Genomic DNA, 23,392 nt, shown 5'->3' with positions numbered 1-23,392 from the left:
AACGGTGCGATAACAGCGTTATTGGCGCTCCAGCTAGGACCAGAGAATAAGCCGCTCGTCGTCGGTCAAACCCATGAAAAAGGAAAGCGTGATCCGCCTTCTCCCCCTGCCCGGCCGTACGGCGTGGAAATTCCGCGAATCGAATATGATCACGTCTCCCGTGGCCGGCGTGACCGCGACGGGCACGTCGTTCCCCACGATTCTCCGTGAATAACCGATGCCCCTTCGGTGTTTCTCGTCCTCAGCGGTCCAGCGCCGATCCCAGACGAGCGTCTCCCCGCCCGCGTCGGGGGCGGACAGGAACAGGTTGAAGCCCAACTGTGCCACCGGAGGATGGTCGAGGAGGCTCGGAGGGTACTCCTTCAGCACGTCGTCGCAGTGCACGACGGTGCCCTGGTTGATCTCGCGGATGATGCCCCAGAACAGCTCCCGCCCGTCCACCGTCGCCGGCCCCACGTCGTACGGCCAGGCGGCGGCGAGCAGGGCCAGGCAGTCGGGGCGTGGATCGTCGGCGGACTCGCCCCAGAACTTGCCGGTGTGGTCGCGCCGCTCCCAGTAACCGGGATCGATCTCGCCCGCCACCTTGGCCTCGTTGAGGCTCGGCCCGAGATGCGCGGCCGGAAGGCGGTATTTGCGGATGTCATAATCGGTCAGGGAAACGGAATCCAGCAGCCGCGCGAGCGCCGCGCACTTTTCGGCCGCAAGCGCCCGACGAACGTGAATGGCCGCGATCCGGCCCTGCGCCAGGTGCAGGATTTGGTCCCGGGTGAGAGGTCCGGAAGCGACGGCGGGATCGATGCCCGGTGGCTCGAACGGCATTCGGCAGACCTTCCGCCATGGATTTTCCTGAGTATCACATGGCCCCCGCCGACCGTCGAGACCCCGTTCATCTGGTGAACGTGCGGACCACCACGTCATGGAGGAATTCATTGCGGAAATTCGTCCGCTCACCGATCCGGGCCAGCCCGTCGGAGACGAAACGCGCCGACAGCGGCTTGCCGTACCTCCCGGCGAGCGCGCGCATGAGCATGAGCACGTCGAGAACCGCGCGCGGGTCCTCGTCCACACCGATGGGATAGGTGTCGATGCCGAGGCCGCAGTGCAAGGAGAGATAGATGTTGGTGGCCAGGTCGAAGTTTCCCTTGGCGTACTCGTCGGCCAGCTCGAAATCTTCGAGGCAGGGGAACATCAGGCCGCACAGGCCGACCGGCCGCGGATTGTGTTCCTTGATGAAACCGCTCACCCGCACGTACACGTCCGAGATCAGCGAGCGGCTGAAATCGGGATGGAATCGCCGGACGAAGCCGACGAAGCTGCCGGGACCCGGTCCGAGGGGCGCCACCGAGGAGTCCACCCCGAGGAAGCCCGGCACGTCGTCGAGCAGGGCCACGACCGCATTCCAGGCGGCCAGCATCCGGTCCAGCCATTCCTCCAGCGTCTCGCACCCGGCGGCGAGGTCCGTGGGCTGCAATCCGACGGAGAAGCCGGGCCGCTCGAAACTCGACGCGGGGAAGTAGGGGCTGGAGGTGGCGTTGCTGAACGCGTACGCGAAGTAGAACGTCTTCTCGGGGGCCTCGGCGATCAGGCGCGTCAGGAAGGCGACGTCCTCCTCCGTGGGCGGCCGGTCCGTCAGGTCGAGGTGGCAGCACATCTTCTCGACCTGACGGAAGACGTCGAACTGGGCCACCGCGTCCCCCAGCGAGATGCTTCCCACGCTGGGGTACACGTCGGTGGAGCCGACCAGGTCGGCGAGGCGGGCCATGGGACCGGGGCTGACCACGCGTTTGGTCTGCACCGTGAAGCCGCCGCCCGCCAGGCGTTCCTCGACCTCGCGCAGGAGAGTCAGCGCGCGAGGGTCCGGCGTTCGTGTGAAGACGCAGATCGATCGGACGATTCCCCGCACGCGATCACCCCGCCACATCATCACCCAATGCGATGGCCGGGGCAATGGGCCGGTGTCAGCGGGCGCCGTCACCCCACAGCGACGTGAGCGCGGTCGCCGCCAGCGTCTTGACCCCGATGCCGATCGCCCGCTCGTCCACGTCGAACTCCGGACGGTGGATGTCGACCTCGTTGACCGTACCGGGCACACGGGTGCCGAGCCGGGCCAACGCGCCGGGGACCGACTCGACGTACCAGGAGAAGTCCTCGCCGCCGAGGCTCTGCGGGGTCGGGACCGGGCCGGCGTCGCCGATCATCTGGATCACGGCGTCGTGCAGCATCTGGATGCTCGTCGCCTCGTTGACCGTCGGCGGGGTGCCGCGCCGGTAGTCGATCTCGGCCTCGACGCCGTACGCCGCGGCCACCGACTCCAGGAGCGACGTGATGAGGTCGGGCGCCTGGTGCCAGGCGTCCTCGTCGAGCGAGCGCACGCTGCCCTGCGCCATGCCGATGTCGGGGATGGTGTTGAAGGCGGAACCGGCGGAGATCTGCCCCCAGACGAGGCTGAGGCTGGAGCGCGGGTCCACCCTGCGGGACAGGGCGGCCGGCAGCTCAGTGATGATCTTGCTCAGCGCGTACACGAGATCGACCGTCAGGTGCGGGCGGGCGGTGTGGCCGCCGGGCCCGGAGACGCGGATCTGCAGGTTGTCGCAGGATCCGGTGATGGCGCCGACGCGCAGGCCCACGTGACCGACGTCGATCCTGGGGTCGCAGTGCAGCGCGAAGATGCGGTCCACGTCGCTCAGCCCGCCGTCGCGCATGACCTCCAGGGCGCCGCTGCCGACCTCCTCGGCGGGCTGGAAGATCAGCCGGACCCGGCCGGGCAGCGCGCCCGCGTCGGCCTGGGCGGCGAGGAACAGGCCCGCTCCGAGCACCACGGACGTGTGGACGTCGTGACCGCAGGCGTGGCACGCGCCGGGAACCGTCGAGCGGTACGGCACATCCTTCTCGTCGTCCATCGGCAGCGCGTCGATGTCGGCGCGCAGCGCCACCGTGGGACCGGTCTCCCGGCCGAGGTCGACCCACAGGCCGGTGCCCCGGGTGAGCCGCCTCGGCTTCAGGCCCGCGTCGGACAGCCGCTGCGCGATCTTGTCGGTGGTGCGGTGCTCGTTGAAGGCGGTCTCCGGGTGGGCGTGTACGTCACGCCTGAACTCGATGAGCTCATCGCCGTGCTCGCGCAGGAAGTCGGTCAACTGCCCGGCGAGGTCGCCGCCCTGGGGAACCTCCGCGTGGTCGGGGGGCGCGAGCCTCGATGAGATCGTCACAACTCTTTCCTTCCTCGGGCGAACCGCGGCCCGCGGGCCATGGAGGACGTGCTGTGTCCTCTGCCCGGCGCGGTTCGCCGGTTATCGTGATCGGCGCTCAGCCGGTGCGCGACCGCGTCGCGCCGGGCGCCGGACAGCCGGGTCCGGAGATCGGCTGAGCGTCGCCGTCGTACCCGCCCTCGCTCAGGTTCCGTGTCAAACGCCCGAGCGGATCTCTGTGGAGCCCGCTCCACCCGGCAGGCCGCGATGTCAGGCCACGCCGAAGAGCGAAAGGGTCGCGTAGGCATGTCCGCCACGACCGACCCTTCGTTCACAATCTTTCCACGGTTACGGCGGGCAAGATGGGCGATTGACACAGTATTTACGACGACAGCCCGATCACCCGCCCATTCAGGTGCCCGAGTGTCCCGGCCCCCCGTTCGAGAAACCCGGGGGCGACGTCACGAACCTGTCCTCCGCGAGTTCGATGATCGTCGCGTCCACGACGTCCTCCAGCGTGCCGCCCGCCGCCAGGATCCCGCGCTGCCGCTCGCACGAGCCGCCCTGGTCCAGGACCTCGCTCATCACGGCGAGCTCGTCCGCGCAGCCGAGCCGTTCGGCCACCGGCTCCAGCTCGCGCTGGAGCTCGTACAGGACGTCGCGCACCGGCGCGGTGGAGCCCTGGTCATCGGTGATGACCTCGGCGTCCAGTCCGTAGCGGGTGGCGCGCCACTTGTTGTCCCGTACGACCCAGGCGGGCGGCCTCGGCAGCTTGTACCCCCGGTCGAGCTGCTGGTCGAACTGCTGGACCAGGCACTGGGACAGGGCGGTCACCATGCCGACCTCGCGGAGGGTGGGGATCCCGTCGAACATCCGGATCTCGATGGTCCCGAAATCAGGATGTGGCCGGATATCCCACCATACCTCCTTAATACTCCTAATTGTCCCTGCGCGTACCAGCGTGTCCATATACTCCTCGAACTCCGCCCAGTCGGCCAGCAGGTGCGGCGGCCCGGCCGTGGGCAGCGCCCCGAAGACGATCGCCCGGCTGGACGCGAGCCCGGTGTCCTGCCCGCCCCAGCAGGGGCTGGACGAGGTGAGGGCGAGGAAGTGCGGGAGGTAGGCGGCCAGGGCGTTGACGATGGGGATGACCTTGTCCCTGTCCCGGACGCCGACGTGCACGTGCACTCCGAAGGTCTGGATCCGCCACGCCAGCCACTGCATCTCCTCGACCAGCTCGGTGTACCTCTGGACGGGGGCGTAGACCGCCTCGCGCCAGTCGCTGATCGCGTGCGTGCCCGTGCAGGCAAGCGACATCCCGCGCGGTTCGACCACGTCGCGGAGCCGGTCGATGCTCTTGCCCAGGTCGCGTACGGCCTCCGCCGCCGTGTGGCACACGTCGGTGACGATCTCGATCTGGGACTGCATCAGCTCGTGCATGGCCTTGGGCCGGGAGCTCTCGCTCAGCTCGGGGACCGCGGCCAGCACCTCCTTCGCGTCCTGGCGGAGCCGTCGAGTGTGCCTGTCGACGAGCTGTAGCTCCCACTCCACTCCCAGAGTCGCCCCACGCGAAGGATTGAACTGGATCGCCACCGCGGACCTCCATTGTTCGGAATCGGCGTTCCTCTACGCCGTACCCCGTTATCCGCCCGATTTGCCAGTCTTCGCGGTTGTATTCCATGCACGTACACCGACAACGCCCAGCACGACGGCCAGGACGATGTTGACGGCGATCAGGATGCCGTGGACCACATAGAAACTCGTCTCATGCCCGTCGGCGAGGTTGAAGCCCAGATTGATCCATTCAAAGATCATGAAAGCGGCGAGGGCCAGGAGAAAGCCCGATACACGTCTCGACATGCTCTCAGTATCGGCATTGCCACCGAGTGCGTACGACGCGATCTTTGGGGGATCTGTCACGGCATGCGTAGAGACTCGAAGCTAGGCTGAACCCCTTATGGGGACCAGCCTGCGCGCCCTCGGGGCGGCCTTCACCGCGACGACGCTCACGGGCGTCGCACTCTGCACACCCGCCGCCGCGCGAGCCCTGCCCCACCGGGCGGGCACCGTCGGCGGCGACCAGCTCGCCGGACGCGGCCTGATCTCCCCCGAAGGCGTCAAGGCGCCCCCCAAGACCACCGCCTCGTCCTACGTCATCGCCGACGCGGAGACCGGCCAGGTGCTGGCCGCGAAGGACCCGCACGGCCACTATCTCCCGGCGAGCACCCTCAAGACGCTCACCGCGGTCACGCTCATCCCGAAGCTGGACAAGGGCAAGACCGTCAAGCCCAGCCAGGATGCCTGCAACGAGGAGGGCAGCGCGGTCGGCCTGGTGCCCAAGCCGATCTACAAGGTGGACGACCTCATGCGCGCGCTGCTGATGGTGTCGGGCAACGACGCCGCCAACGCGCTCGCCGAGGCGCACGGCGGCATGACGGCCACCCTCGCGGACATGAACAAGGAGGCCCGCAGGCTCCAGGCGTACGACACGGTGGCCAAGACGCCGAGCGGCCTGGACCGGCCGGGCCAGCGGAGCTCGGCCTACGACCTCGCCCTGATCGCCAGGGCCGGGCTCGCGCTTCCCTCGTTCCGCAAGTACGTGAGCACCAAGACGGCCAAGTTCCCCGCACCCAAGGGCTACTACGAGATCGGCAACCACAACAAGCTGCTCTGGCGCTATCCCGGCATGATCGGCGTCAAGAACGGCTGGACCTCGAAGGCGCTCGGCAGCTTCGTCGGCGCGGCCTCGAGGAACGGCCACACGATCATCGTCTCGATCATGCACGACGAGGGCTCCTTCTGGGAGGACGTCGCGAAGATGCTCGACTGGGGGTTCGCCGCGCGCGGCCGGGCCACCCCCGTGGGCGTCCTGGTCGATCCCGTGCCGGAGAAGGCCTCGGTCGTTCCCGAGCTGACCGGGCCGGCGCGCTCCGGCTCCGCGCTCGCCGGGGGTGCCACCGCGCTCCCCTCCCGGCGGCCGGTCGCCGCCGTGGACAGCGGGAGCGGGCCGATCGCCGCGATGATCGCGATCGGTGCCGGCCTGCTCGGCGGCCTCGTCTGGCTCGGGTACGGCATCCGCCGCCGCCGCGCCGGCCGTACCTGACGGCAGCGGCACAGGCAGCGGCACGGGCAGCGGCACAGAGGACGGCTCAGGCGACGGCACCGGGGCCGGGGCGCCGCCACGAGGGTCAGCCCGCCGGCACTCTCCTCCGGGCGCTCCCGGCCGCGTAGACGACGGCCGTCAGCGCGACCAGCCCGGCCGCCACGAGCAGGGCGTCACCGATCCCCCCGAGTACGGCGACGCCCAGCGTGGCGCCCACCTGGCGAGCGGCGTTCAGCACCCCGCCCGCGGTGCCCGCCGTCCCCGGCGGGGCGGCGGCGACCACACCCGCCACCAGCGCGGGGAGGCAGAACGACAGACCGAGACCGGTCACGATCAGCGACGCCACGAGCAGATCGCCGCACGCGACCCCGGCCAGCCCGGCGGCGAGCAGGACCAGCCCGGCCAGGATCGGCGGCCGGGCGCCGTACCGTGCCACGACGCGGCCGGTGAGCAGCGGGTTGACGCTCATCGGCAGGGTCAGCGGCAGGAAGGCGAGCCCGGCGGCCGACGGGGTGAGGTGCCGTCCTTCCTGGAGCAGCAGTGTGAGCACGAAGAGCGCGCCGGAGAAGGCGAAGTTCGCCACGGTCCCGGCCAGCAGTTCCGGCCAGGCGGCGCGCAACAGCCCGCCCGGCAGCGCGGGCGCGTGGCTGCGCCGTTCCACCACGACGAGCAGGACCACCATCGTGACGGCCGCCGCTCCCGCGATCGGGGAACGCCCGGTCACGGCCTGGGCGAGCAGCGCGAGGAAGGCGCAGGCCAGCGATTGCACGGCCCAGTCGATGCGTCGCGTTCCCCGGGGCGAGACCACGCTCTTGGCCGCCAGCAGGCCGAGCGCGGCCAGGGGCGGATTGATCAGGAAGATCGCCCGCCACCCCGCCAGGTCCACGAGCAGCCCGCCGAGCAGCGGTCCGACAGCGAGGGCGCTTCCGGTGGCGGCGGCCCAGACACCCATCGCCCGCGCCCGCTCCGCGGCATCGGGGTACAGCTGCGCGATCAGGCCGAGCGAGCCGCCCAGGCAGAGCGCGCCAGCCACGCCCAGCAGCGCCCGCAGCGCGACGAGCGCCTCCAGCGTCGGTGACAGCGCGCACGCCAACGAGATCAGGCCGAACGCGCCCACTCCCAGCCGGAACGTCCGGGCCGCGCCGTACCTGTCGGCCACCGCCCCACCGACGAGGAGTGACGCGGCGAAGGCGACGGTGTAGGCGTTCACCGCCCACTGCTGCCCGGCCAGCGAACCGCCGAGCGTGGCGCGCACGTCGGGGAGCGCGATCGTGAGCACGGTGGTGTCGAGGAGCACCAGGAAGTACGCGAGCGAGAGGCTCAGGGATCTCACCGTAGATGTCATGCCGGTCACCCTGCTGAACCGGACATCTCACCTCAACAGCTCCCATCGGAAGGGGCGTTCGGGAAATCCGTATGCTCATGGCGTGGAATTACGCCATCTGCGGGGATTCGTGGTGGTCGCGCGATCCGGCACCGTCACCGAGGCCGCCAACATGCTGGGGTTGGCTCCCGCCTCGGTGTCGGAGCAGATCCGGAGGTTGGAAGGAACACTGGGCGTCGCGCTCTTCGAACGCACACCCCGGGGGATGCGGCTGACCGAGGCGGGAACGCGGCTGCTCGACCGGGCACAGGGCCTGCTCGACCACGCCGACGAGGTGCGGCGGGCCGTCACGGAGCGGCGCCAGCGGGTCCGGGTGGGCGCCCTGGAGATGCTCGCGGCGGCCCGGCTGCCGTCCGTCGTACGGCGGCTGGCGGAGCGCCGCCCCGATATCGACCTGGAGGTCACCTCGCTTCCCCGGCAGCTGCTGTTCGCCGAACTGGCCGGTGGCGGCCTCGACGCGGGGCTGCTGCTCGACTCCGGTCTGCGGGTCGGCGCGCTGGGGTTCGCGACGCCGCCGGACCTGGACTACCTGGACGTGGACGAGGTGTCGCTGATCCTGGTCACCGCGCCCGGCCACGCGGACCGCACGCTGCTGGTGACCGCGCCCGAATGCTCCGCGCGGCTGGCCGTGGACCGCGTGATCGGCCCCGAGGTCCCACGGCGTGAGCTGCCCAGCGTCGCCACCGTCAGGGAATGGACCAGGCAGGGCCTGGGCATGGCGATGCTGCCCGATTTCGTCGTGGAGGCGGACCTGGCGTCGGGGGCGCTCGTCGCGCTGGACGTCGCCGCGCCCACCCTGGCCCTGCGGCTGGTCTGGACGCGCGGCCGTGAGGAGCCCCTGCGGGACGTGCTCTACGCCATGAGCGCCTGACCCGCCTTCCGCAGGCCCTCCCGACCGGCCCGCGGCCGGAGCGTCAGCTCTTCGGCAAAAGGGGGGACGGCACGGGGGTGGGCTCGGGGGGAGGGCCCATCCCCGAGGTTGCCGTCCACGCGGCGGCGTAGAGGACGACGCGGGCCGACAGGTTGATCCAGATCAGCAGACCCACGACGACGGCGAACGTGCCGTACACCGGGTTGTGCAGCGTCTTGGCCAGGATCAGCGCCGCGAACTGCTTGAGCACGCCGAACGCGACGGCGCCGACCACAGCGCCCCTGAGCACGTCACGGAACGGCTGCGAGGACCGGGCCACCCAGCCGAACAAGATCAGGAAGAGCAACAGGTCCGCGCCCACTCCGGCGAGGAAACCGGCGACCCGGATGGCGGCCCCCGCGAACCAGGAGGTGCCCAGGCCGAGCCAGTCGGCCACCGCGCTCGTCGCCCCGGTGGCGAGGGCGCTGATGACGGCCGACACGAGCAGGGTCGTCCCGATGAAGACCAGCGTGACGAGGTCCCTGAGCTTGGCCCGGAAGAAGTCGAGCCGCGGCTCGCAGCTCATCCAGATGTCACGGAGCGCGGAGCGCAGCGCGTCCACCGCGCCGAGCCCGGCGTACAGCAGGCCGACCAGGCCGAAGGTGCCCGCGCCCGCCCTGGCTCCGGCGATCTGGTTGATGTGGAGCCGGTCGGCGAGCCCGGGGAGCTGCTGGTTGATCGCGGTGATGAGCGCCTGCTGCGCGTCCGGGCGTACCGCCAGGACGAAGCCGAGCACCGCGAAACCCAGCGCGATCAGCGGGAAGAACGACAGGAACGCGAAGTAGGTGACCGCCCCCGCCAGCCGGGTGGCCGACTGCACCTGATAGCGGTGGACGGTGCGGACGAGGTGGTCGAACCAGGGGAACCTGATGCGTTCCCGCTCCATCAGGCGACGGCCGCGGGCCTTGACCTTCTCGACGAGCCGCATGATCCGCGCGAACATGACCACCCCCGCCGGAGGACTGCCCCGGACCGCCGCCTGGAAATCGGATCAGGAGGAAGTGGGCAGGAACCCCATGCGCTCGCGCACCTCGGCCATGGTCTCGCGGGCCACCTCGCGCGCGCGCTCGGCACCGGCGGCGAGCAGCTTGTCCAGCTCGGCCTCGTCGGCCAGCAGCTTCTCCGTGCGCTCCCTGATCGGCGTGAACGTGTCGACGACCAGCTCGGCCACGTCCTTCTTGAAGGTGCCGTATCCCTGCCCGGCATACCGCGCCTCGAGCTCGGGGATCGGGGTGCCGCTCAGCGCCGACTGGATGCGCAGCAGGTTGGTGACGCCGGGCTTGTTCTCCTCGTCGGCGAGGACCTCGGTGCCGGTGTCGGTGACCGCGCGCATGACCTTCTTACGGAGCGGACCGGGCTGCTCCAGCACGTCGAGGATGCCCTGCGGGCTGGACGACGACTTCGACATCTTGGCCGTCGGCTCCTGGAGGTCGGTGATCTTCTCGACCTCCTTGAGGATGTAGGGGTTGGGCACCTTGAACGTCTGCCCGAAGCGGCTGTTGAACCGCTGCGCGAGGTCGCGGGTGAGCTCCAGGTGCTGCTTCTGGTCGACGCCCACCGGCACCTGGTCGGCCTGGTAGAGCAGGATGTCGGCGGCCATCAGGATCGGGTAGGTGAACAGGCCGACCCCGGCCGCGCTCTCGCCGTACTTGGCCGCCTTGTCCTTGAACTGGGTCATCCGGGCGGCCTCGCCCATCCCGGTCTGGCAGCTCAGCATCCAGGCCAGCTCGGTGTGCTCGCGTACGTGGCTCTGGACGAAGACCGTGCAGCGCTCGGGATCGAGCCCGACCGCGAACAGCTGCGCGGCGGCGATCCGGGTGCGGCGACGCAGCTCCTCCGGGGCCGGGTTGACGGTGATCGCGTGCAGGTCGACCACGCAGTAGAACGCCTCATGGGTCTCCTGCATCGCCACCCACTGCCGGACCGCGCCGAGATAGTTTCCGAGGTGGAAGGAATCGGCGGTGGGCTGGATTCCGGAGAGCACGCGAGGACGATCCATAACACCTCATTCTGTCAGGAGAACCACCGTGCCCGTGACACGCTCACTCCTCCGTTCCGGGCGCGTCCACGGTGGTGGGGGTGCGGATCACGCGCACGCGGGAGACCCGCCGGCCGTCCATCTCCGTCACGGTCAGCCTGGCCCCCGGCGCCTCCGCGGTCTCCCCGATCTGCGGCAGGTGCCCGAGCGCCGCCATGACATAGCCGCCGAGCGTCTCGTAGGGGCCCTCCGGGAGCCTGATGCCGGTCTCGGAGGCGAAGTCGTTCAGGTTGACCAGGCCCTCGATCTCGATGACCCCGGCGACGACGCGCACGGACCTCCCGGCCTCGTCGTACTCGTCGCGGATATCGCCGACGAGCTCCTCGACCAGGTCCTCCAGTGTCACGATGCCGCGGGTGCCGCCGTACTCGTCCACGACGATCGCCAGGTGGTGTCCCTCGTCCCGCATCTCGGCGAGTGTCGGCAGCACGCGCTTGGTGGCGGGCACCAGCTTGACCGGCCTGATCGGCACGAGTTCGCTGATGGGCTCGATGCGCCCGGTCAACACGGGGTCGAGCAGATCCCGTACGTGCACGAATCCGATGATGTCGTCATAGGAGTCGCGATAGACGGGGAAACGGGAGTGCGGCATCGTCGCCGCGAGCACCGCCGCCTCGGCGAGCGGCGTGTCCGCGGCCATGAACTCGACCTCGGTGCGGGGCAGCAGGACCTCTCTGAGCCGGCGCTTGCCCGCCGTGAACACCTCGGCGATCACGTTGCGCTCGTCCTGGGTGAGCTCCTTGTGGCCCACGATGATGTCGCGCAGTTCCTCGGTGGTCATCGCGGCGCGGTCGGCCGAGGGATTGCCGCCGAGCAGACGGACCACGCCGTTGGTCGACACGGACAGCAGCCAGATCACCGGCCGGGACAGGGTCGCGATCAGGTCGAGCATCGGTGCGACCATGAGGGACATCCCCTCGGCCCGCTGCCGCGCGAATCGTTTGGGCGCGAGCTCGCCGAACACCAGCGTGACGTACGAGATGGCCAGCGTGACCAGCCCGAACGCGACCGGCGCGGCGACCCTCGCGGACAGCCCCCAGCCTTCGAGGACCGGTTCGAGCCGGTCCGCGAGCGTGTCCGCGCCGAGCGCGGCGGACAGGACCGTCGCGACCGTCACGCCGACCTGGACGGCGGACAGGAAGCGGTTGGGATCCCGCGCGAGCTTCTGCACCCGCGCGCCCCTGCGCCCCGTCTGACTCAACCTGCGTATCTGGCTCTCGCGCAGGGTGACCATGGCCATCTCCGCCGCCGCGAAGAATCCGCAGATCAGGATGAACATCAGGACAAGGGGGATGCTCACCGCGACGCTCACGGCCGCTCCTCGCGGGCATGGGCGCGGCACCCGTGCTCGCCGGTCCGCTCGCTGGTGCCGTGACCGGCAAGGTTTGCCCGGAAGGAGCGGTGTCCGGGGTGGTGCGTCGCAAGGCGGAGGAAGAGGCCGTAGCGGAGCCTACGGCCGACATTCCCGGGCCCCGCGGAAACTCCGAGCCTGCGAGGAGCAGGTCGGCGAGGTGCCTCCCTGGGCGACGCGACGGGGCAAAGATTGACGGGAGGGGCACTAGTCTCGCTCACGCCTTCGATCCGTTCGCACGGTGCTGATCGGGTCACCCTACTGCCTGGCGTTTAACCCGCGCCTCATCTCCACCGCGTAAGCTGGGCGAGGTCGTACATAATCCAACAAACTCAATCAGGAGCAAACAATGCGGCTGATGGTCACGGGTGGCGCGGGGTACATCGGCAGCGTCGTGGCGGCGCTGCTCGTCGAGGCCGGGCACGACGTCACGGTGCTCGACGACCTGTCGACCGGTCACGCCGACGCGGTCCCCGACGGCGCGCGGTTCGTCGAGGGGTCGATCACCGAAGCCGGTGACCTGCTGAAAGAAGGGTTCGACGGCGTGCTGCACTTCGCCGCCAAGTCCCTCGTCGGCGAGTCCGTGGACCGGCCCGGGCTCTACTGGTCGCACAACCTCGGCGGCACCCTCGCCCTCCTGGAGGCGATGCGGCGGGCGGGCGTCGGCCGGATCGTCTTCTCCTCCACGGCCGCGACGTACGGCGAGCCGGAGAGCACGCCGATCCCGGAGACGGCCCCGACCAGGCCGACCAACCCCTACGGCGCGTCGAAGCTCGCCGTCGACACCGCGCTTTCCGCCTTCGCCGGCCTGTACGGCCTGGCCGCGGTCAGCATGCGCTACTTCAACGTCGCGGGCGCGTACGGCCGCTTCCGCGAGCGCCACGCGGCCGAGACGCACCTGATCCCGAACATCCTCAAGGTGGCGCTCGGCGAGCGGGAGTCGATCAGCGTGTTCGGCACCGACTACCCGACCGCGGACGGGACCTGCGTCCGCGACTACGTCCACGTCACCGACCTCGCCCGCGCGCACCTGCTCGCCCTGGACGCCTGCGCGGCCGGTACGCACACCGTCTACAACCTGGGCAACGGCGCCGGTTTCTCGGTGCGCGAGGTCATCGACGTGTGCCGTGAGGTCACCGGGCACGAGATCCCCGTCGAGGTCGGCCCCCGGCGGCCGGGCGACCCGGCCGTGCTGGTCGCCTCGTCCGAGAAGATCCAGCGGGAGCTCGGCTGGAAGCCCGATCACACGTCGTTGCACACGATCGTCCGGGATGCATGGACCGCCCTCCGGTCGTAAAACCCGGATTCGATCGGTGAATTGTGATGGGATCTCATGTGTGCGAGTGGACGGGCTTTCCCCGCTGGTCATACGGGCCGCGCTGGTGGCTCTCGTCCTGCTCGGCAGCCTGGCGGCCGCCGCCGGCGTGGTGTTCGCCACCGGCGGCCCCCCGGCGGGTGTCACGCCCCAGCGCATGTCCACGACCGCGGCCCCGGTCTGCACGTCCCACTGAACCGATGCGCCCCGTGGAACCCGGCGACCCCGCGGCGCCCACCTGCCCTGCTTGACCCCCGGACTCCGCGTGGCCCGCGAGGCCCGGGTAGCCCGCCGGCCGCGTGTGGCCCGCCGCGTAGCCCGCGGGCCCGGCAGCGGTCACCCCGCCCGAGCCGGTCGCCATGGCGACCCGCATGACCGCCTCGTTGTTGGCCGGTCGCCGGTCGCCCACCTGGCGCGAGTAGACCGTGGCCCGCGCGCCGATCGGTCGGGTGACCCGCTGCGGCACCCGGAACATCAACTCGACCAGGTTCCGGGCTCCCGACCTGATCGGAGGCAGCGCGCAGCCGACGTAGCCCGCCGCGCCCTGGCAGCGCGCGCCCGCCGCGGACAGGAAGTGGGCCCGCGCGGGCTGGAAGAACACGTAGGCGTCCCGCACCACCTCCGGCCCCCGGTTGCGCACGGTGGCCTTCATGGTGAACGGCTCGCCCGGCACGGCCGTACGCGCGGTGGGCGCGAGCCGGACGGCCAGGTCGGCCCCCTCGGCGACCTGGGTGACCGTCTCCGCGGTGTTGTCCTCCTGATGGGGATCGACGATCTCGGAGGAGAGCTCCGCCTGGGCGCGGAGGGTGCCGTGCGCGGCCGGCCGTACCAGGCCGGTGACCGTCACTCCACCGCTGCCGGTCGCGAGCACATCGCCGGGCGAACGGCAGATGATCTCGTTGGTGCCGCGCCCGGCCCGGCATTCCGCCACGTTGACGTTGATGACCTTGACGTCCCTCGGGAGCCGGATCGTGAGCACCGGGAGCACCGCGTCACCCGGGCCGTTGTTGTGCACCCGCACGTCGTAGACCAGCGGTTGGCCCGGTTGGGCGACCCTGGGCGACGCCGAGATCTCGACACCGAGATCCGCTCCGCCCCACTGGTCCGACGCGAGCGCGGCGCGTGGCGCTCCGGCGGCGATCAGGCAGGCGAGACCCGCGACGACCATGATGACCCGACGACCCATTCGTGCTCCCCCGAAACGTTAGAGATCAATTCAATGGGGTACCGCTGGCACGCGGCGCCCCGACACGCCGTCCCGGGCGGAGGTCGCCCACATCATCCCGCCTGCGCGAACGCCGCCTCCTCGGTCCCGCGTACGGCCTCGGCGGGGTCGATCCTGCGGTCGGGCATCAGGGCGAGCGCGACGAGGGCGACGACCGCGCCGACGACGCCGAGCCAGGGGATGACGGTTGCGCTCGCGGCGGCGTGCGCGGCGGGCAGGCCGGAGAGCGGCGCCTCGCGGGCGACGACCGAGCCGTAGGCCGTGCCGCCGACCGCGAGGGCGACGGACCCGCCGATCTGCCGGAAGAAGGTCAGGTTGGCGCTGGCCGTACCGATGAACCGCGGAGGCACGGCCCTCTGGATGGCCACGGTGAGCCCGGACAACATCGGGCCCATGCCGAGACCGATGAGCGCCATCCAGCCCGCGAGCGCGAGCGCCGGCGAGTCCACGGCCACGTTCACGCAGAGCACGGTCCCCGCGATGAGGAAGAACGGCGCGATCACCAGCCACGGCTTGTAGCGGCCGCTGCGCGAGATGAGCGCGCCGGTGACGGCGCTGCCCACGACCATGGCCAGCATCAGCGGGTAGATGCGCAGGCCCGAGGAGGTGGCGCTCTCTCCCTGTGCCTCCTGGAAGTAACGCGGCAGGAAGACCACGCCGGCGTACATGCAGGAGGCGGTGGCGAACGAGGCCACGTTGACCAGGGTGTAGGTCCGGTTGGCGAACAGGTGCAGCGGCACGATCGGCTGCGCGGCCCGCCGCTCGACCAGGACGAACAGAGCGATCAGGACGGCGGCCGCGGCGATGGGGCCGACGACGGGGACGCTCGTCCAGGAGTTGCCGTCGACGCCCTTCTCGGTCAGGCCGACGAGCAGCGCGCTGATGGCGGCGGTGAAGACCGCGATGCCGAGGTAGTCGGGGCGCGCCCCGCCCGCGTCGCCGGGACGGTGCGGCAGCCGGAACCAGATGATCGCGATCAGCACGAGCCCGATGGGGACGTTGACGTAGAAGGCCCAGCGCCAGCTCGCGTGGTCGGTGAACAGGCCGCCGAGGAACGGCCCCGCGATGTAGCTCAGCGCCATCACGCCGCCGAGCGCCCCCTGCACCCGGCCGCTGCGCTCCGGCGGGAATAGATCGACGACCAGGGCCAGGGAGAGCGGCAGCAGCGCGCCCGCGCCGAGGCCCTGGAGCCCGCGGAACGCGATCAGCTGGCCCATGTCCTGAGCCACCCCGCTCAGGGCGGAGCCCGCGAGGAAGATCGTCACACCGACCAGGAGCAGCGGCTTCCTGCCGTACGCGTCGGAGAGCCGGCCGTACAGCGGGACGGTCACGGTGGACGTGAGCAGGTACGCGGTCACGACCCAGGTGTAGAGCCGGGCGCCGCCCAGCTCGGCGGTGATCCGGGGCAGCGCCGTGCCCACGATCGTCTGGTCGAGCATGGCGAGGAACATGCCGCCCAGCACGGCGAACAGGAGGAGCCCGTTCTTGTTCATGTCTGTCTTCACATGTTGAAAATGACATGTAACTTCTGACATGTCAATGCGCAGCTATAGTGGGCGCATGTCCCTGCGGATCGCACTCCTCGGCCTGCTGTCGGCCTCCGGCCCGGCCAGCGGGTACGACCTGACCAAGAAGTTCGAGACGTCACTCGCCCACGTGTGGCAGGCCGGGCACAGCCAGATCTATCCCGAGCTGGCCAAGATGGCGGCCGACGGGCTGATCACGGTCGAGGCCGAGGGCGCCCGGGGCCGGAAGATCTACACGATCACGCCGGACGGCCGCGACGCGCTGCACCGCTGGCTCGTCGGGCACAGCCCCTCGGCCGTGCCGCGCAGCGAGATCGCGCTCCAGGCGTTCCTCGCCCCGCTGCTGGAGCCGGAGGAGGCGCTCGCCGTACTGGAACGCATGAAGGCGACGTTCGAGGAAAGGCTCCGCGAGCTGGAGCGACTCGGCGATCCCAGGTCGAAGAAGGGATACGGCAAGTACGCGCTGGACCTCGGCATCCGGCAGGCCCGGATGGCCGTGGGGTGGGCCACCGACTCCATCGCCGACCTCAAGGCTTCCGGAGGCGCCGTCTAGCCGCAGGTGAGCATGGCGGGAAGGTCGTCCTCGGGGTCGAAGTCGACGTTCCCGAAGTGGCGCTTGAGCAGCTGCTTCATGGTGCCGTCGGCGTACATGCGGGAGATCGCGCCGTGGACGGCCTCGCATGTCCGCGCGTTCCCCTTGGGCATCCCCACGGAGTAACGCTGGTCGGTCAGCTTGAGGCCGAGCACGGTGAGCCGGAGGTTGGGCACCCGGTTCGCGAACCCGGCGAGGATGAGGTCGTCGCCGGGGACGGCGTCCACCTTGCCCGCGACCAGCAGATCCATGCACGCCGCGTAGTTGTCCGCCGGGACCGGCTCCACGTTCACCCTGTCCTGGATCAGGGCGACGGCCCCGCTGCCCAGCGGAGCGCACATGCGCCTGCCCTCCATGTCGCCGAGCCGCCTGATCGGCGACCCCTTCGCCACCAGCACGTCGGTGTGCGCGACGTAGTAGGGCCCGGCGAAGCCGACGTCGTCCCCCTTGTTGTCGTCGTACGCGTAGGTGGCGAAGACCAGATCGACGTCACCGCTGGTGAGCGCCGTCGCCCGATCGCCCCTGCCGATCCTCCGGAATGTGATCCCGCTCGCGGGAACGCCCATCTTGGCCGCGACATACGTCGCCACGTCCACGTCGAACCCGGTGAAGGCGCCGCCGTTCGGTGCGAGGCCGATGCCGGGCAGGTCACCCTTCACACCGATCGTGAGCCTCCGGGTCCGCTGCGCCTTGTCCACGACCGTGGAGTAGGTGGGAGTGGACGACCGGGGCGTCTTCCCCGGCACGCTCGCCCGGCTGGTCACCGTCGGGTCCGCCGTGTCGCCTCCCAGGCGCGTGGCGGCCAGCGCTCCGCCCGCGGCCACGGCGGCGACCACGGCCATGACGGCGGCGACGACCCGGCCCCTGCGACGCCGTCCTCCGCCCTGTGGCGGCTCCGGAGAACCCGCGTCGAGGGTTTCCCCGCCCCCTGGCCTCACCTGCCGCGGGTCCACGCCCAGCGGCGGCACACCGCGTGCCCCGGAGCCCTGTGCCGCCGTCTGGCGCGTCGCCTGTCCCTGGGGCAGGCGCATGGCACGGGTGGCGTCCGCCGCCTCCGGGCTGGCGGCGTGAGCCCCTTCTGACAACACCACCGTGGACGCGTCGCCCGACTCGGTACGGCCGAGCAGGCGCAGCAGGATGTTGTCGGCGGTCGGCCGGGCGGCGGGGGCCTTGTTCAGGCAGGAGCGCACCACGCCGCGAAGCGGCTCGGGCAGCATGCTCACGTCGATGTCGTGGTTGAGCACGCGGTTCAGCACGACCGCGATCGAGTCTCCGCCGAACGCCGCCGTGCCCGTCGCCGCGTACGCGATGGTCGACGCCCAGGCGAACACGTCCGAGGGCGGGCCCACCTTGTCACCCGAGATCTGCTCCGGGGCCATGTAGGCGGGCGTGCCGATCGCCCGGCTGGTGATCGTGCCGGTCGAGTCGATGATCCGGGCGATGCCGAAGTCGACCACGCGCGGCCCGTCAGGGGCGAGCAGCACGTTGTCCGGCTTGAAGTCCCGGTGCACGATCCCCGCGTGGTGGATCGCCGTCAGCGCGGTCGCCGTGCCCACCGCGAGCCGCTCCAGCGCGGCCCCGGTGATCGGCCCGCTCTCCTCCACCGCCTCGCGCAGGGACCGCCCGTCGATGTACTCGCTCGCGATGTACGGCGTGTCGCCTTCGAGGTCGGCCGCGATCACCCGGGCCGTGCAGAAGCTGGCCACCCGCTGGGCGGCCCGGAGCTCCCGGGCGAACCTGGATCTGGCCATGGTGTCGCCGGTGAACTTGACGTGCAGCAGCTTGATCGCCGCGTGCTCTCCCGCGTCGTTTCTTCCCAGGTAGACCACGCCCTGGCCGCCTTCGCCGACGCGGCCGGACAGCACGAACGGCCCGAGCCGGGGCGGGTCCCCCGGTCCGAGCGGCGCGACGTTCGGCATCCCACGCCCCCACGATTCGGCAAAGTCTCGACCATGAGAACTTTACGGCTCCGTTGCCCGTTTCCCAGCCCGCCGAGACCACGCCGAGACCACGACGTGACCCGCGTACGACGAGGCCACATGCGGTCACGGAACGACGGACGCGGAAACGGGCCTCACGGTACGCGGAAGGCGGGCGAGAGCGGACCCCGAAAAGGGCGCGAAACGGGGCACGGCAAGGGAGACGGCAAAGGCCGCCCGCCATGAAGGCGAGCGGCCCCGTGACCGGATGGCGGGATCAGCCGGCCATCTTCTTCTTGAGGTTCTCGTCCAGAGCCGCGAGGAAGTCCTGCGTGGTCAGCCACTCGGCGTCGCCGCCCACCAGGAGCGCCAGGTCCTTGGTCATCTGGCCGCCCTCGACGGTCTCGACGCAGACCTGCTCCAGCTTCGCGGCGAAGTCGATCACCTCGGGCTGGTTGTCGAGCTTGCCGCGGTGCTGCAGGCCGCGGGTCCACGCGAAGATCGAGGCGATCGGGTTGGTGGACGTCGGCTTGCCCTGCTGGTGCTGGCGGTAGTGCCGGGTCACCGTGCCGTGCGCGGCCTCGGCCTCGACGGTCCTGCCGTCCGGGGTCATCAGCACGCTCGTCATCAGACCGAGCGAGCCGAAGCCCTGCGCGACCGTGTCCGACTGGACGTCACCGTCGTAGTTCTTGCACGCCCAGACGTAGCCGCCCTCCCACTTGAGCGCGGAGGCGACCATGTCGTCGATCAGGCGGTGCTCGTAGGTGATGCCGGCGGCGTCGAACTCCGCCTTGAACTCGGTCTCGTAGACCTCGGCGAAGATGTCCTTGAAGCGGCCGTCGTACGCCTTGAGGATCGTGTTCTTCGTCGACAGGTAGACCGGGAAGTTGCGGGCCAGGCCGTACCTCATGGAGGCGCGGGCGAAGTCCCGGATCGAGTCGTCCAGGTTGTACATCGCCATCGCGACGCCGCTGCCCGGGAAGTCGAAGACGTTGAGCTCGATCGGCTCGCTGCCGTCCTTCGGGGTGAAGGTCAGGGTGAGCGTGCCCTCGCCCGGCACCTTGATGTCGGTCGCGCGGTACTGGTCGCCGAAGGCGTGACGGCCGACCACGATCGGCTTGGTCCAGCCGGGAACGAGCCGCGGCACGTTCGACATGATGATCGGCTCACGGAAGATGACGCCGCCGAGGATGTTGCGGATCGTCCCGTTCGGGGACTTCCACATCTTCTTCAGGCCGAACTCCTCGACCCGGGCCTCGTCCGGCGTGATCGTCGCACACTTGACGCCGACGCCGTACTGCTTGATGGCGTTCGCGGCGTCGATCGTGACCTGGTCGTCGGTGGCGTCGCGGTGCTCGATGCCGAGGTCGTAGTACTTCAGGTCGACGTCGAGGTAGGGAAGGATCAGCTGGTCCTTGATGAACTGCCAGATGATCCGGGTCATCTCGTCGCCGTCAAGCTCGACGACCGGACCCGCTACCTTGATCTTGGGCATGCGTGTGGTTCCCCTTCTGAACTAACACTGGCCAGACGGTCCGTTTTGAGGCTCACTGGCCGTTGAGGCTATCGGACGGGCGTAATGCGCCCGTGACTAGGTGCTGTGCAGGCGCAGCAGCAGGCTCAACGAGCCCGCCACCAGGGCGGCGCCGAGCAGCAGGAGCACGAAGGCGTCCATCCGGCGTGTCCGCACCCCGAGCAGACCGGCCCGGTCGTCCGGCACGATCAGCCGAAGCGCCGCCCCCGCGACCAGGGCGAACCCGATGACCGCGCCGCCCACCCACGTGGCGACGCCGAAGGCGATCAGGCCCAGCCCGGCGGCCGTACCCGCGGCAACCAGCAGGTACGGCCCCCAGGGCTTACCGCTCACACTCACCAGCGCCTATGGTGACCCTCACTTCTCGTTTCAGTGCGGTATTTCACCGCTCGGCCTCACGGTCGCGTGCTCGCTCGCTGCGCCGCTCACCGCTCGTCAATCGGCGTCCACTTCTGGTCGCGCTCTCCGATGTACTCGCTGTCCGGGCGGATCAGGCGGTTGTCGGCGTGCTGTTCGATCACGTGCGCGGTCCACCCGGACATCCGGCTGACCGAGAACACCGGGGTGAACAGATCCGTCGGGATGCCGAGGTAGTGGTAGACCGTCGCGGCGTAGAAGTCCACATTCGGATACAGGCCCTTCTCCGCGAAGACGACCTCCTCCATCTCCTTGGACATCCGGTAGAAGGTGTCGTCGCCCGACGCCTCGCCGAGCTCGCGCGACATCTTCCGCAGATGCGTCGCCCGCGGGTCCTCCGTCTTGTAGACCCGATGCCCGAAGCCCATGATCTTCTCACCCGCCGCGAGCCTGTCCCGTACGGCCTGCGCGACCCCGGTGGGGTCGATCGCTTCCAGCGTACGCATGACCTGCTCGTTCGCGCCTCCATGCAGCGGGCCCTTCAGCGTGCCGATGGCGGCGACGATGGCCGAGTGCATGTCGGACAGGGTCGCGGCGCAGACACGGGCGGCGAACGTGGAGGCGTTCATCGTGTGGTCGGCGTGCAGCACCAGGCAGGCGTCGAAGATCTCGACCTCCCGCTGTGACGGCGCCCTCCCGGTGATCTGCAACAGGAAGTTCGCCGCGATGCTCAGCTCGGGATCCGCGTCGGGAATCGAGCCGCCGGTGCGGGCCGCGTGGTAGTGGGCGACCAGGATGGGCTGCTGCGCCGTGAGCCGCGCGGCCTTGCGCAGGTTGGCGTCGGCGGCGTTGGAATCCTTGTCCGGATCGTCCGCGCCGGCCAGGGAGACGAGGGTGCGCAGCGCCTCCATGGGCGCCTGCTTCCCGGCGATCTCCGGGATGTTGCTCTCGACCAGCCCCCCGAGGGCACGGCCCCGAACGAGCTCCGCCCCGTACGCGGCCAGCTGGTCGCGTGTCGGCAACGAGCCGTGCTGGAGCAGGTGCGCGGTCTCTTCGAAGGTGGTGCGGCCGGCCAGATCGTGGATGTCGTAGCCGCGATAGAAAAGCCGGCCGGCTTTCCCGTCGATGTCGCTGAGCGCTGTGGACGCGGCGACGACATCGGCGAGGCCTTTGGTGGGCTTGTCCGCCATGAGTGTTTCCTCCGCTTATCTTCGCCCGAAGTCTACCCGTGAGCAGGCAAAGCACCTCGCAGAGGTCCAGACCAATTTCAAGCGCGATTCTCCTTCCGGCAAAGGAGATTCCCGATCCCCACGTCTGGGTAAGCCGGATCTGTAGCGAAAGTAACGGCGGGCTACCTGGGGAGGAACTGCCGTGGAGGGGCCGTTCATTCGGATCGAGGACAGCGGCGAGGTCATAGCGCTGCGCCCCGAGATCACAACGATCGGTCGGGGCAGGGGCGTCGACATCCGGCTGACTGATCCGAGCGTGTCTCGACTGCACGCCGAATTCGTCCGGCGCGGACCCTACCTGTACGTCGTTGATCTGGGCCTGTCCCGCAACGGCACGCGGGTGAACGGCAGGCCGATCGCCCGGAGGGTCCTCGACGACGGCGACGTGGTCTCCTTCGGCGCCGCGCGGGCACGGGTCGGCGGCATCCCCCGTGAGGACTTCACCCCCGAGGTCGAGCTGCGCAGGGCCGCCGCGCCGGAGCTGACCCGGCGCGAGGCCGACGTGCTGGCCTCGCTGTGCCGGCCCGCGCTGTCGGACGAGGCGTTCGTCGCCCCGGCGACCGCGCGGGAGATCGCCGACGACCTCGTGGTGACGGAGGCCGCGGTCAAGCAGCACCTGCTGCGGCTCTACCAGAAGTTCCGCATCCCCGAGGGGACCAACCGGCGCACCCGGCTGGCCAACGAGGTCGTGGCGCTCGGTCTCGTGCGGCCGACCCCGGTGGTCCCCACGCAGCGGGCCACCGACCCGGCGCATCACTCCCCCACGACGTCGAGCCGCCGCGCCAGCTGACCCGGCCCTGCCCGTGCCCGGCTCGTACGGCCGGGCACAGGCGGGGCACAGGTCACGCGCGGGCGTACGAGCCGGTCAGCCGGCCGCGCGCTCGGCCGCCTCGACCACGTTGGTGAGCAGCATCGCGCGGGTCATCGGGCCGACGCCGCCCGGGTTGGGCGCGACGAAGCCGGCGACGTCCCGCACGTCGAGCGCGACATCGCCGGCGATCTTGCCGTCCACCCGGGAGACGCCCACGTCGAGCACCGCCGCGCCGGGCTTGACCATGTCCGCCGTGATCAGGTTCGGCACTCCGGCCGCGGCCACGATCACGTCCGCCTTGCGGGTGTGCCAGGCCAGGTCCTGCGTGCCGGTGTGGCAGGTGGTCACCGTGGCGTTCTCGCTGCGGCGGGTCAGGAGCAGGCCGAGCGAGCGGCCGACCGTGATGCCGCGCCCGACCACGACGACCTCCGCCCCCTTGAGCGGCACGCCGTACTCCTGCAGCAGGTGCACGATGCCGCGCGGCGTGCACGGCAGCGGGGCGTCGACCATGTGCACGAGGCGGCCGAGGTTGACCGGGTGCAGGCCGTCGGCGTCCTTGGCCGGGTCCATCCGCTCCAGCAGCGCCATCGTGTCGAGGTGACGCGGCAGCGGCAACTGCACGATGTAGCCGGTGCACTCCGCCGAGGCGTTGAGCTCGTCGATCGCGGCCTCCACCTCGGCCTGGGTCGCCGTCTCGGGAAGGTCCACGCGGATCGAGGCGATGCCGACCTCGGCACAGTCCCGGTGCTTGCCCGCGACATAGATCTGGCTGCCGGGGTCGTCGCCGACGAGGATCGTGCCCAGTCCGGGCCTGACCCCCTTGGCGGCCAGAGCCGACACCCGCTCGGCGAGATCGGCCTTGATCTTGGCGGCGGTCGCCTTGCCGTCCAGAGTCTGCGCGCTCATTGGTCTC

At 70.3% G+C, this 23,392-nt stretch carries 21 protein-coding genes; 5 read left to right on the top strand and 16 right to left on the bottom strand.

The window, feature by feature from the left end:
* Window positions 1-33 precede the first annotated feature (33 nt).
* The 5 genes from AB0I59_RS01410 to AB0I59_RS01390 form a co-directional block, all read right to left on the bottom strand.
* Window positions 34-918 carry a 2OG-Fe(II)-dependent halogenase WelO5 family protein gene (locus AB0I59_RS01410; protein WP_358128900.1) on the bottom strand — a complete coding sequence of 295 codons (885 nt, stop codon included), beginning with the start codon at window positions 916-918 and terminating at the stop codon, window positions 34-36.
* On the bottom strand, window positions 887-1,903 hold the full coding sequence (locus AB0I59_RS01405) for a DUF711 family protein (protein ID WP_358128896.1): 1,017 nt from the start codon (window positions 1,901-1,903) through the stop codon (window positions 887-889). The genes AB0I59_RS01410 and AB0I59_RS01405 overlap by 32 nt, the downstream gene beginning before the upstream one ends.
* 55 nt (window positions 1,904-1,958) lie before the next feature.
* Window positions 1,959-3,206 (bottom strand): amidohydrolase, encoded by a 1,248-nt coding sequence (locus AB0I59_RS01400; protein ID WP_082776546.1) that lies wholly within the window; start codon window positions 3,204-3,206, stop codon window positions 1,959-1,961.
* Between the two features lie 390 nt (window positions 3,207-3,596).
* The gene (locus AB0I59_RS01395) at window positions 3,597-4,778 is read right to left on the bottom strand and encodes a glutamate--cysteine ligase (protein WP_061253329.1); all 1,182 of its coding nucleotides are present in this window, start codon (window positions 4,776-4,778) and stop codon (window positions 3,597-3,599) included.
* 48 nt (window positions 4,779-4,826) lie between these two features.
* Window positions 4,827-5,045: an SCO4848 family membrane protein gene (locus AB0I59_RS01390; RefSeq protein WP_061253328.1), complete on the bottom strand. Its 219-nt coding sequence runs from the start codon at window positions 5,043-5,045 to the stop codon at window positions 4,827-4,829.
* A 97-nt stretch (window positions 5,046-5,142) separates the two neighbouring features.
* On the opposite strand from AB0I59_RS01390, the gene AB0I59_RS01385 reads away from it, so the two are divergent.
* Window positions 5,143-6,288, top strand: a complete 1,146-nt coding sequence (locus AB0I59_RS01385; RefSeq protein ID WP_061253327.1) for a D-alanyl-D-alanine carboxypeptidase family protein — start codon at window positions 5,143-5,145, stop codon at window positions 6,286-6,288.
* An 85-nt stretch (window positions 6,289-6,373) separates the two neighbouring features.
* Here AB0I59_RS01385 and AB0I59_RS01380 read toward each other — a convergent pair whose 3' ends face one another.
* Window positions 6,374-7,633, bottom strand: a complete 1,260-nt coding sequence (locus AB0I59_RS01380; protein WP_358128891.1) for an MFS transporter — start codon at window positions 7,631-7,633, stop codon at window positions 6,374-6,376.
* Between the two features lie 82 nt (window positions 7,634-7,715).
* Here AB0I59_RS01380 and AB0I59_RS01375 point away from each other — a divergent pair, with 82 nt between their 5' ends.
* The gene (locus AB0I59_RS01375; RefSeq protein WP_358128888.1) at window positions 7,716-8,543 is read left to right on the top strand and encodes a LysR family transcriptional regulator; all 828 of its coding nucleotides are present in this window, start codon (window positions 7,716-7,718) and stop codon (window positions 8,541-8,543) included.
* Between the two features lie 43 nt (window positions 8,544-8,586).
* On the opposite strand, the gene AB0I59_RS01370 is transcribed toward AB0I59_RS01375, so the two are convergent.
* The 3 genes from AB0I59_RS01370 to AB0I59_RS01360 are packed head-to-tail and all read right to left on the bottom strand — an operon-like array spanning window position 8,587 to window position 11,932.
* Window positions 8,587-9,525 carry a YihY/virulence factor BrkB family protein gene (locus AB0I59_RS01370; RefSeq protein WP_061253324.1) on the bottom strand — a complete coding sequence of 313 codons (939 nt, stop codon included), beginning with the start codon at window positions 9,523-9,525 and terminating at the stop codon, window positions 8,587-8,589.
* Window positions 9,526-9,573: 48 nt separating this feature from the next.
* Window positions 9,574-10,581 (bottom strand): tryptophan--tRNA ligase, encoded by a 1,008-nt coding sequence (gene trpS, locus AB0I59_RS01365; RefSeq protein ID WP_061253323.1) that lies wholly within the window; start codon window positions 10,579-10,581, stop codon window positions 9,574-9,576.
* A 43-nt stretch (window positions 10,582-10,624) separates the two neighbouring features.
* Complete coding sequence (locus tag AB0I59_RS01360; RefSeq protein WP_358128885.1) at window positions 10,625-11,932, bottom strand: hemolysin family protein; 1,308 nt, start codon at window positions 11,930-11,932, stop codon at window positions 10,625-10,627.
* Between the two features lie 388 nt (window positions 11,933-12,320).
* Between AB0I59_RS01360 and galE the strand changes: the two genes are divergently transcribed.
* Window positions 12,321-13,268 (top strand): UDP-glucose 4-epimerase GalE, encoded by a 948-nt coding sequence (galE, locus tag AB0I59_RS01355; protein WP_358128882.1) that lies wholly within the window; start codon window positions 12,321-12,323, stop codon window positions 13,266-13,268.
* Between the two features lie 34 nt (window positions 13,269-13,302).
* Here galE and AB0I59_RS01350 read toward each other — a convergent pair whose 3' ends face one another.
* Both AB0I59_RS01350 and AB0I59_RS01345 read right to left on the bottom strand, forming a co-directional pair.
* The gene (locus AB0I59_RS01350) at window positions 13,303-14,472 is read right to left on the bottom strand and encodes a hypothetical protein (protein ID WP_358128879.1); all 1,170 of its coding nucleotides are present in this window, start codon (window positions 14,470-14,472) and stop codon (window positions 13,303-13,305) included.
* A gap of 92 nt (window positions 14,473-14,564) precedes the next feature.
* Complete coding sequence (locus AB0I59_RS01345) at window positions 14,565-16,016, bottom strand: MDR family MFS transporter (protein ID WP_358128876.1); 1,452 nt, start codon at window positions 16,014-16,016, stop codon at window positions 14,565-14,567.
* Between the two features lie 55 nt (window positions 16,017-16,071).
* Here AB0I59_RS01345 and AB0I59_RS01340 point away from each other — a divergent pair, with 55 nt between their 5' ends.
* Window positions 16,072-16,590 (top strand): PadR family transcriptional regulator, encoded by a 519-nt coding sequence (locus AB0I59_RS01340; RefSeq protein WP_358128873.1) that lies wholly within the window; start codon window positions 16,072-16,074, stop codon window positions 16,588-16,590.
* Here the strand turns inward: AB0I59_RS01340 and AB0I59_RS01335 are convergent.
* The 4 genes from AB0I59_RS01335 to AB0I59_RS01320 all read right to left on the bottom strand — a co-directional run bounded on the left by AB0I59_RS01335 (window position 16,587) and on the right by AB0I59_RS01320 (window position 21,629).
* On the bottom strand, window positions 16,587-18,548 hold the full coding sequence (locus AB0I59_RS01335) for a serine/threonine-protein kinase (protein ID WP_358128870.1): 1,962 nt from the start codon (window positions 18,546-18,548) through the stop codon (window positions 16,587-16,589). The two genes, AB0I59_RS01340 and AB0I59_RS01335, sit on opposite strands and share 4 nt — an antisense overlap.
* Window positions 18,549-18,825: 277 nt before the next feature.
* Window positions 18,826-20,043: an NADP-dependent isocitrate dehydrogenase gene (locus AB0I59_RS01330; protein WP_061253317.1), complete on the bottom strand. Its 1,218-nt coding sequence runs from the start codon at window positions 20,041-20,043 to the stop codon at window positions 18,826-18,828.
* Between the two features lie 96 nt (window positions 20,044-20,139).
* Window positions 20,140-20,421, bottom strand: coding sequence for a DUF3017 domain-containing protein (locus AB0I59_RS01325; RefSeq protein ID WP_228646902.1), 282 nt, complete (start codon window positions 20,419-20,421; stop codon window positions 20,140-20,142).
* Window positions 20,422-20,507: 86 nt separating this feature from the next.
* Window positions 20,508-21,629 carry a citrate/2-methylcitrate synthase gene (locus AB0I59_RS01320; RefSeq protein WP_061253315.1) on the bottom strand — a complete coding sequence of 374 codons (1,122 nt, stop codon included), beginning with the start codon at window positions 21,627-21,629 and terminating at the stop codon, window positions 20,508-20,510.
* Between the two features lie 181 nt (window positions 21,630-21,810).
* On the opposite strand from AB0I59_RS01320, the gene AB0I59_RS01315 reads away from it, so the two are divergent.
* Window positions 21,811-22,458 carry an FHA domain-containing protein gene (locus AB0I59_RS01315; RefSeq protein ID WP_061253314.1) on the top strand — a complete coding sequence of 216 codons (648 nt, stop codon included), beginning with the start codon at window positions 21,811-21,813 and terminating at the stop codon, window positions 22,456-22,458.
* A 75-nt stretch (window positions 22,459-22,533) separates the two neighbouring features.
* Here AB0I59_RS01315 and AB0I59_RS01310 read toward each other — a convergent pair whose 3' ends face one another.
* A complete protein-coding gene (locus AB0I59_RS01310; RefSeq protein WP_061253313.1) occupies window positions 22,534-23,385 on the bottom strand; it encodes a bifunctional methylenetetrahydrofolate dehydrogenase/methenyltetrahydrofolate cyclohydrolase in 852 nt (283 codons plus the stop codon).
* Between the last annotated feature and the right edge of the window lie 7 nt (window positions 23,386-23,392).

The sequence above is a fragment of the Microtetraspora glauca genome (assembly GCF_040656155.1).
GTDB lineage: Bacteria > Actinomycetota > Actinomycetes > Streptosporangiales > Streptosporangiaceae > Microtetraspora > Microtetraspora glauca.
This window is presented reverse-complemented; position numbering and strand designations above follow the sequence as displayed.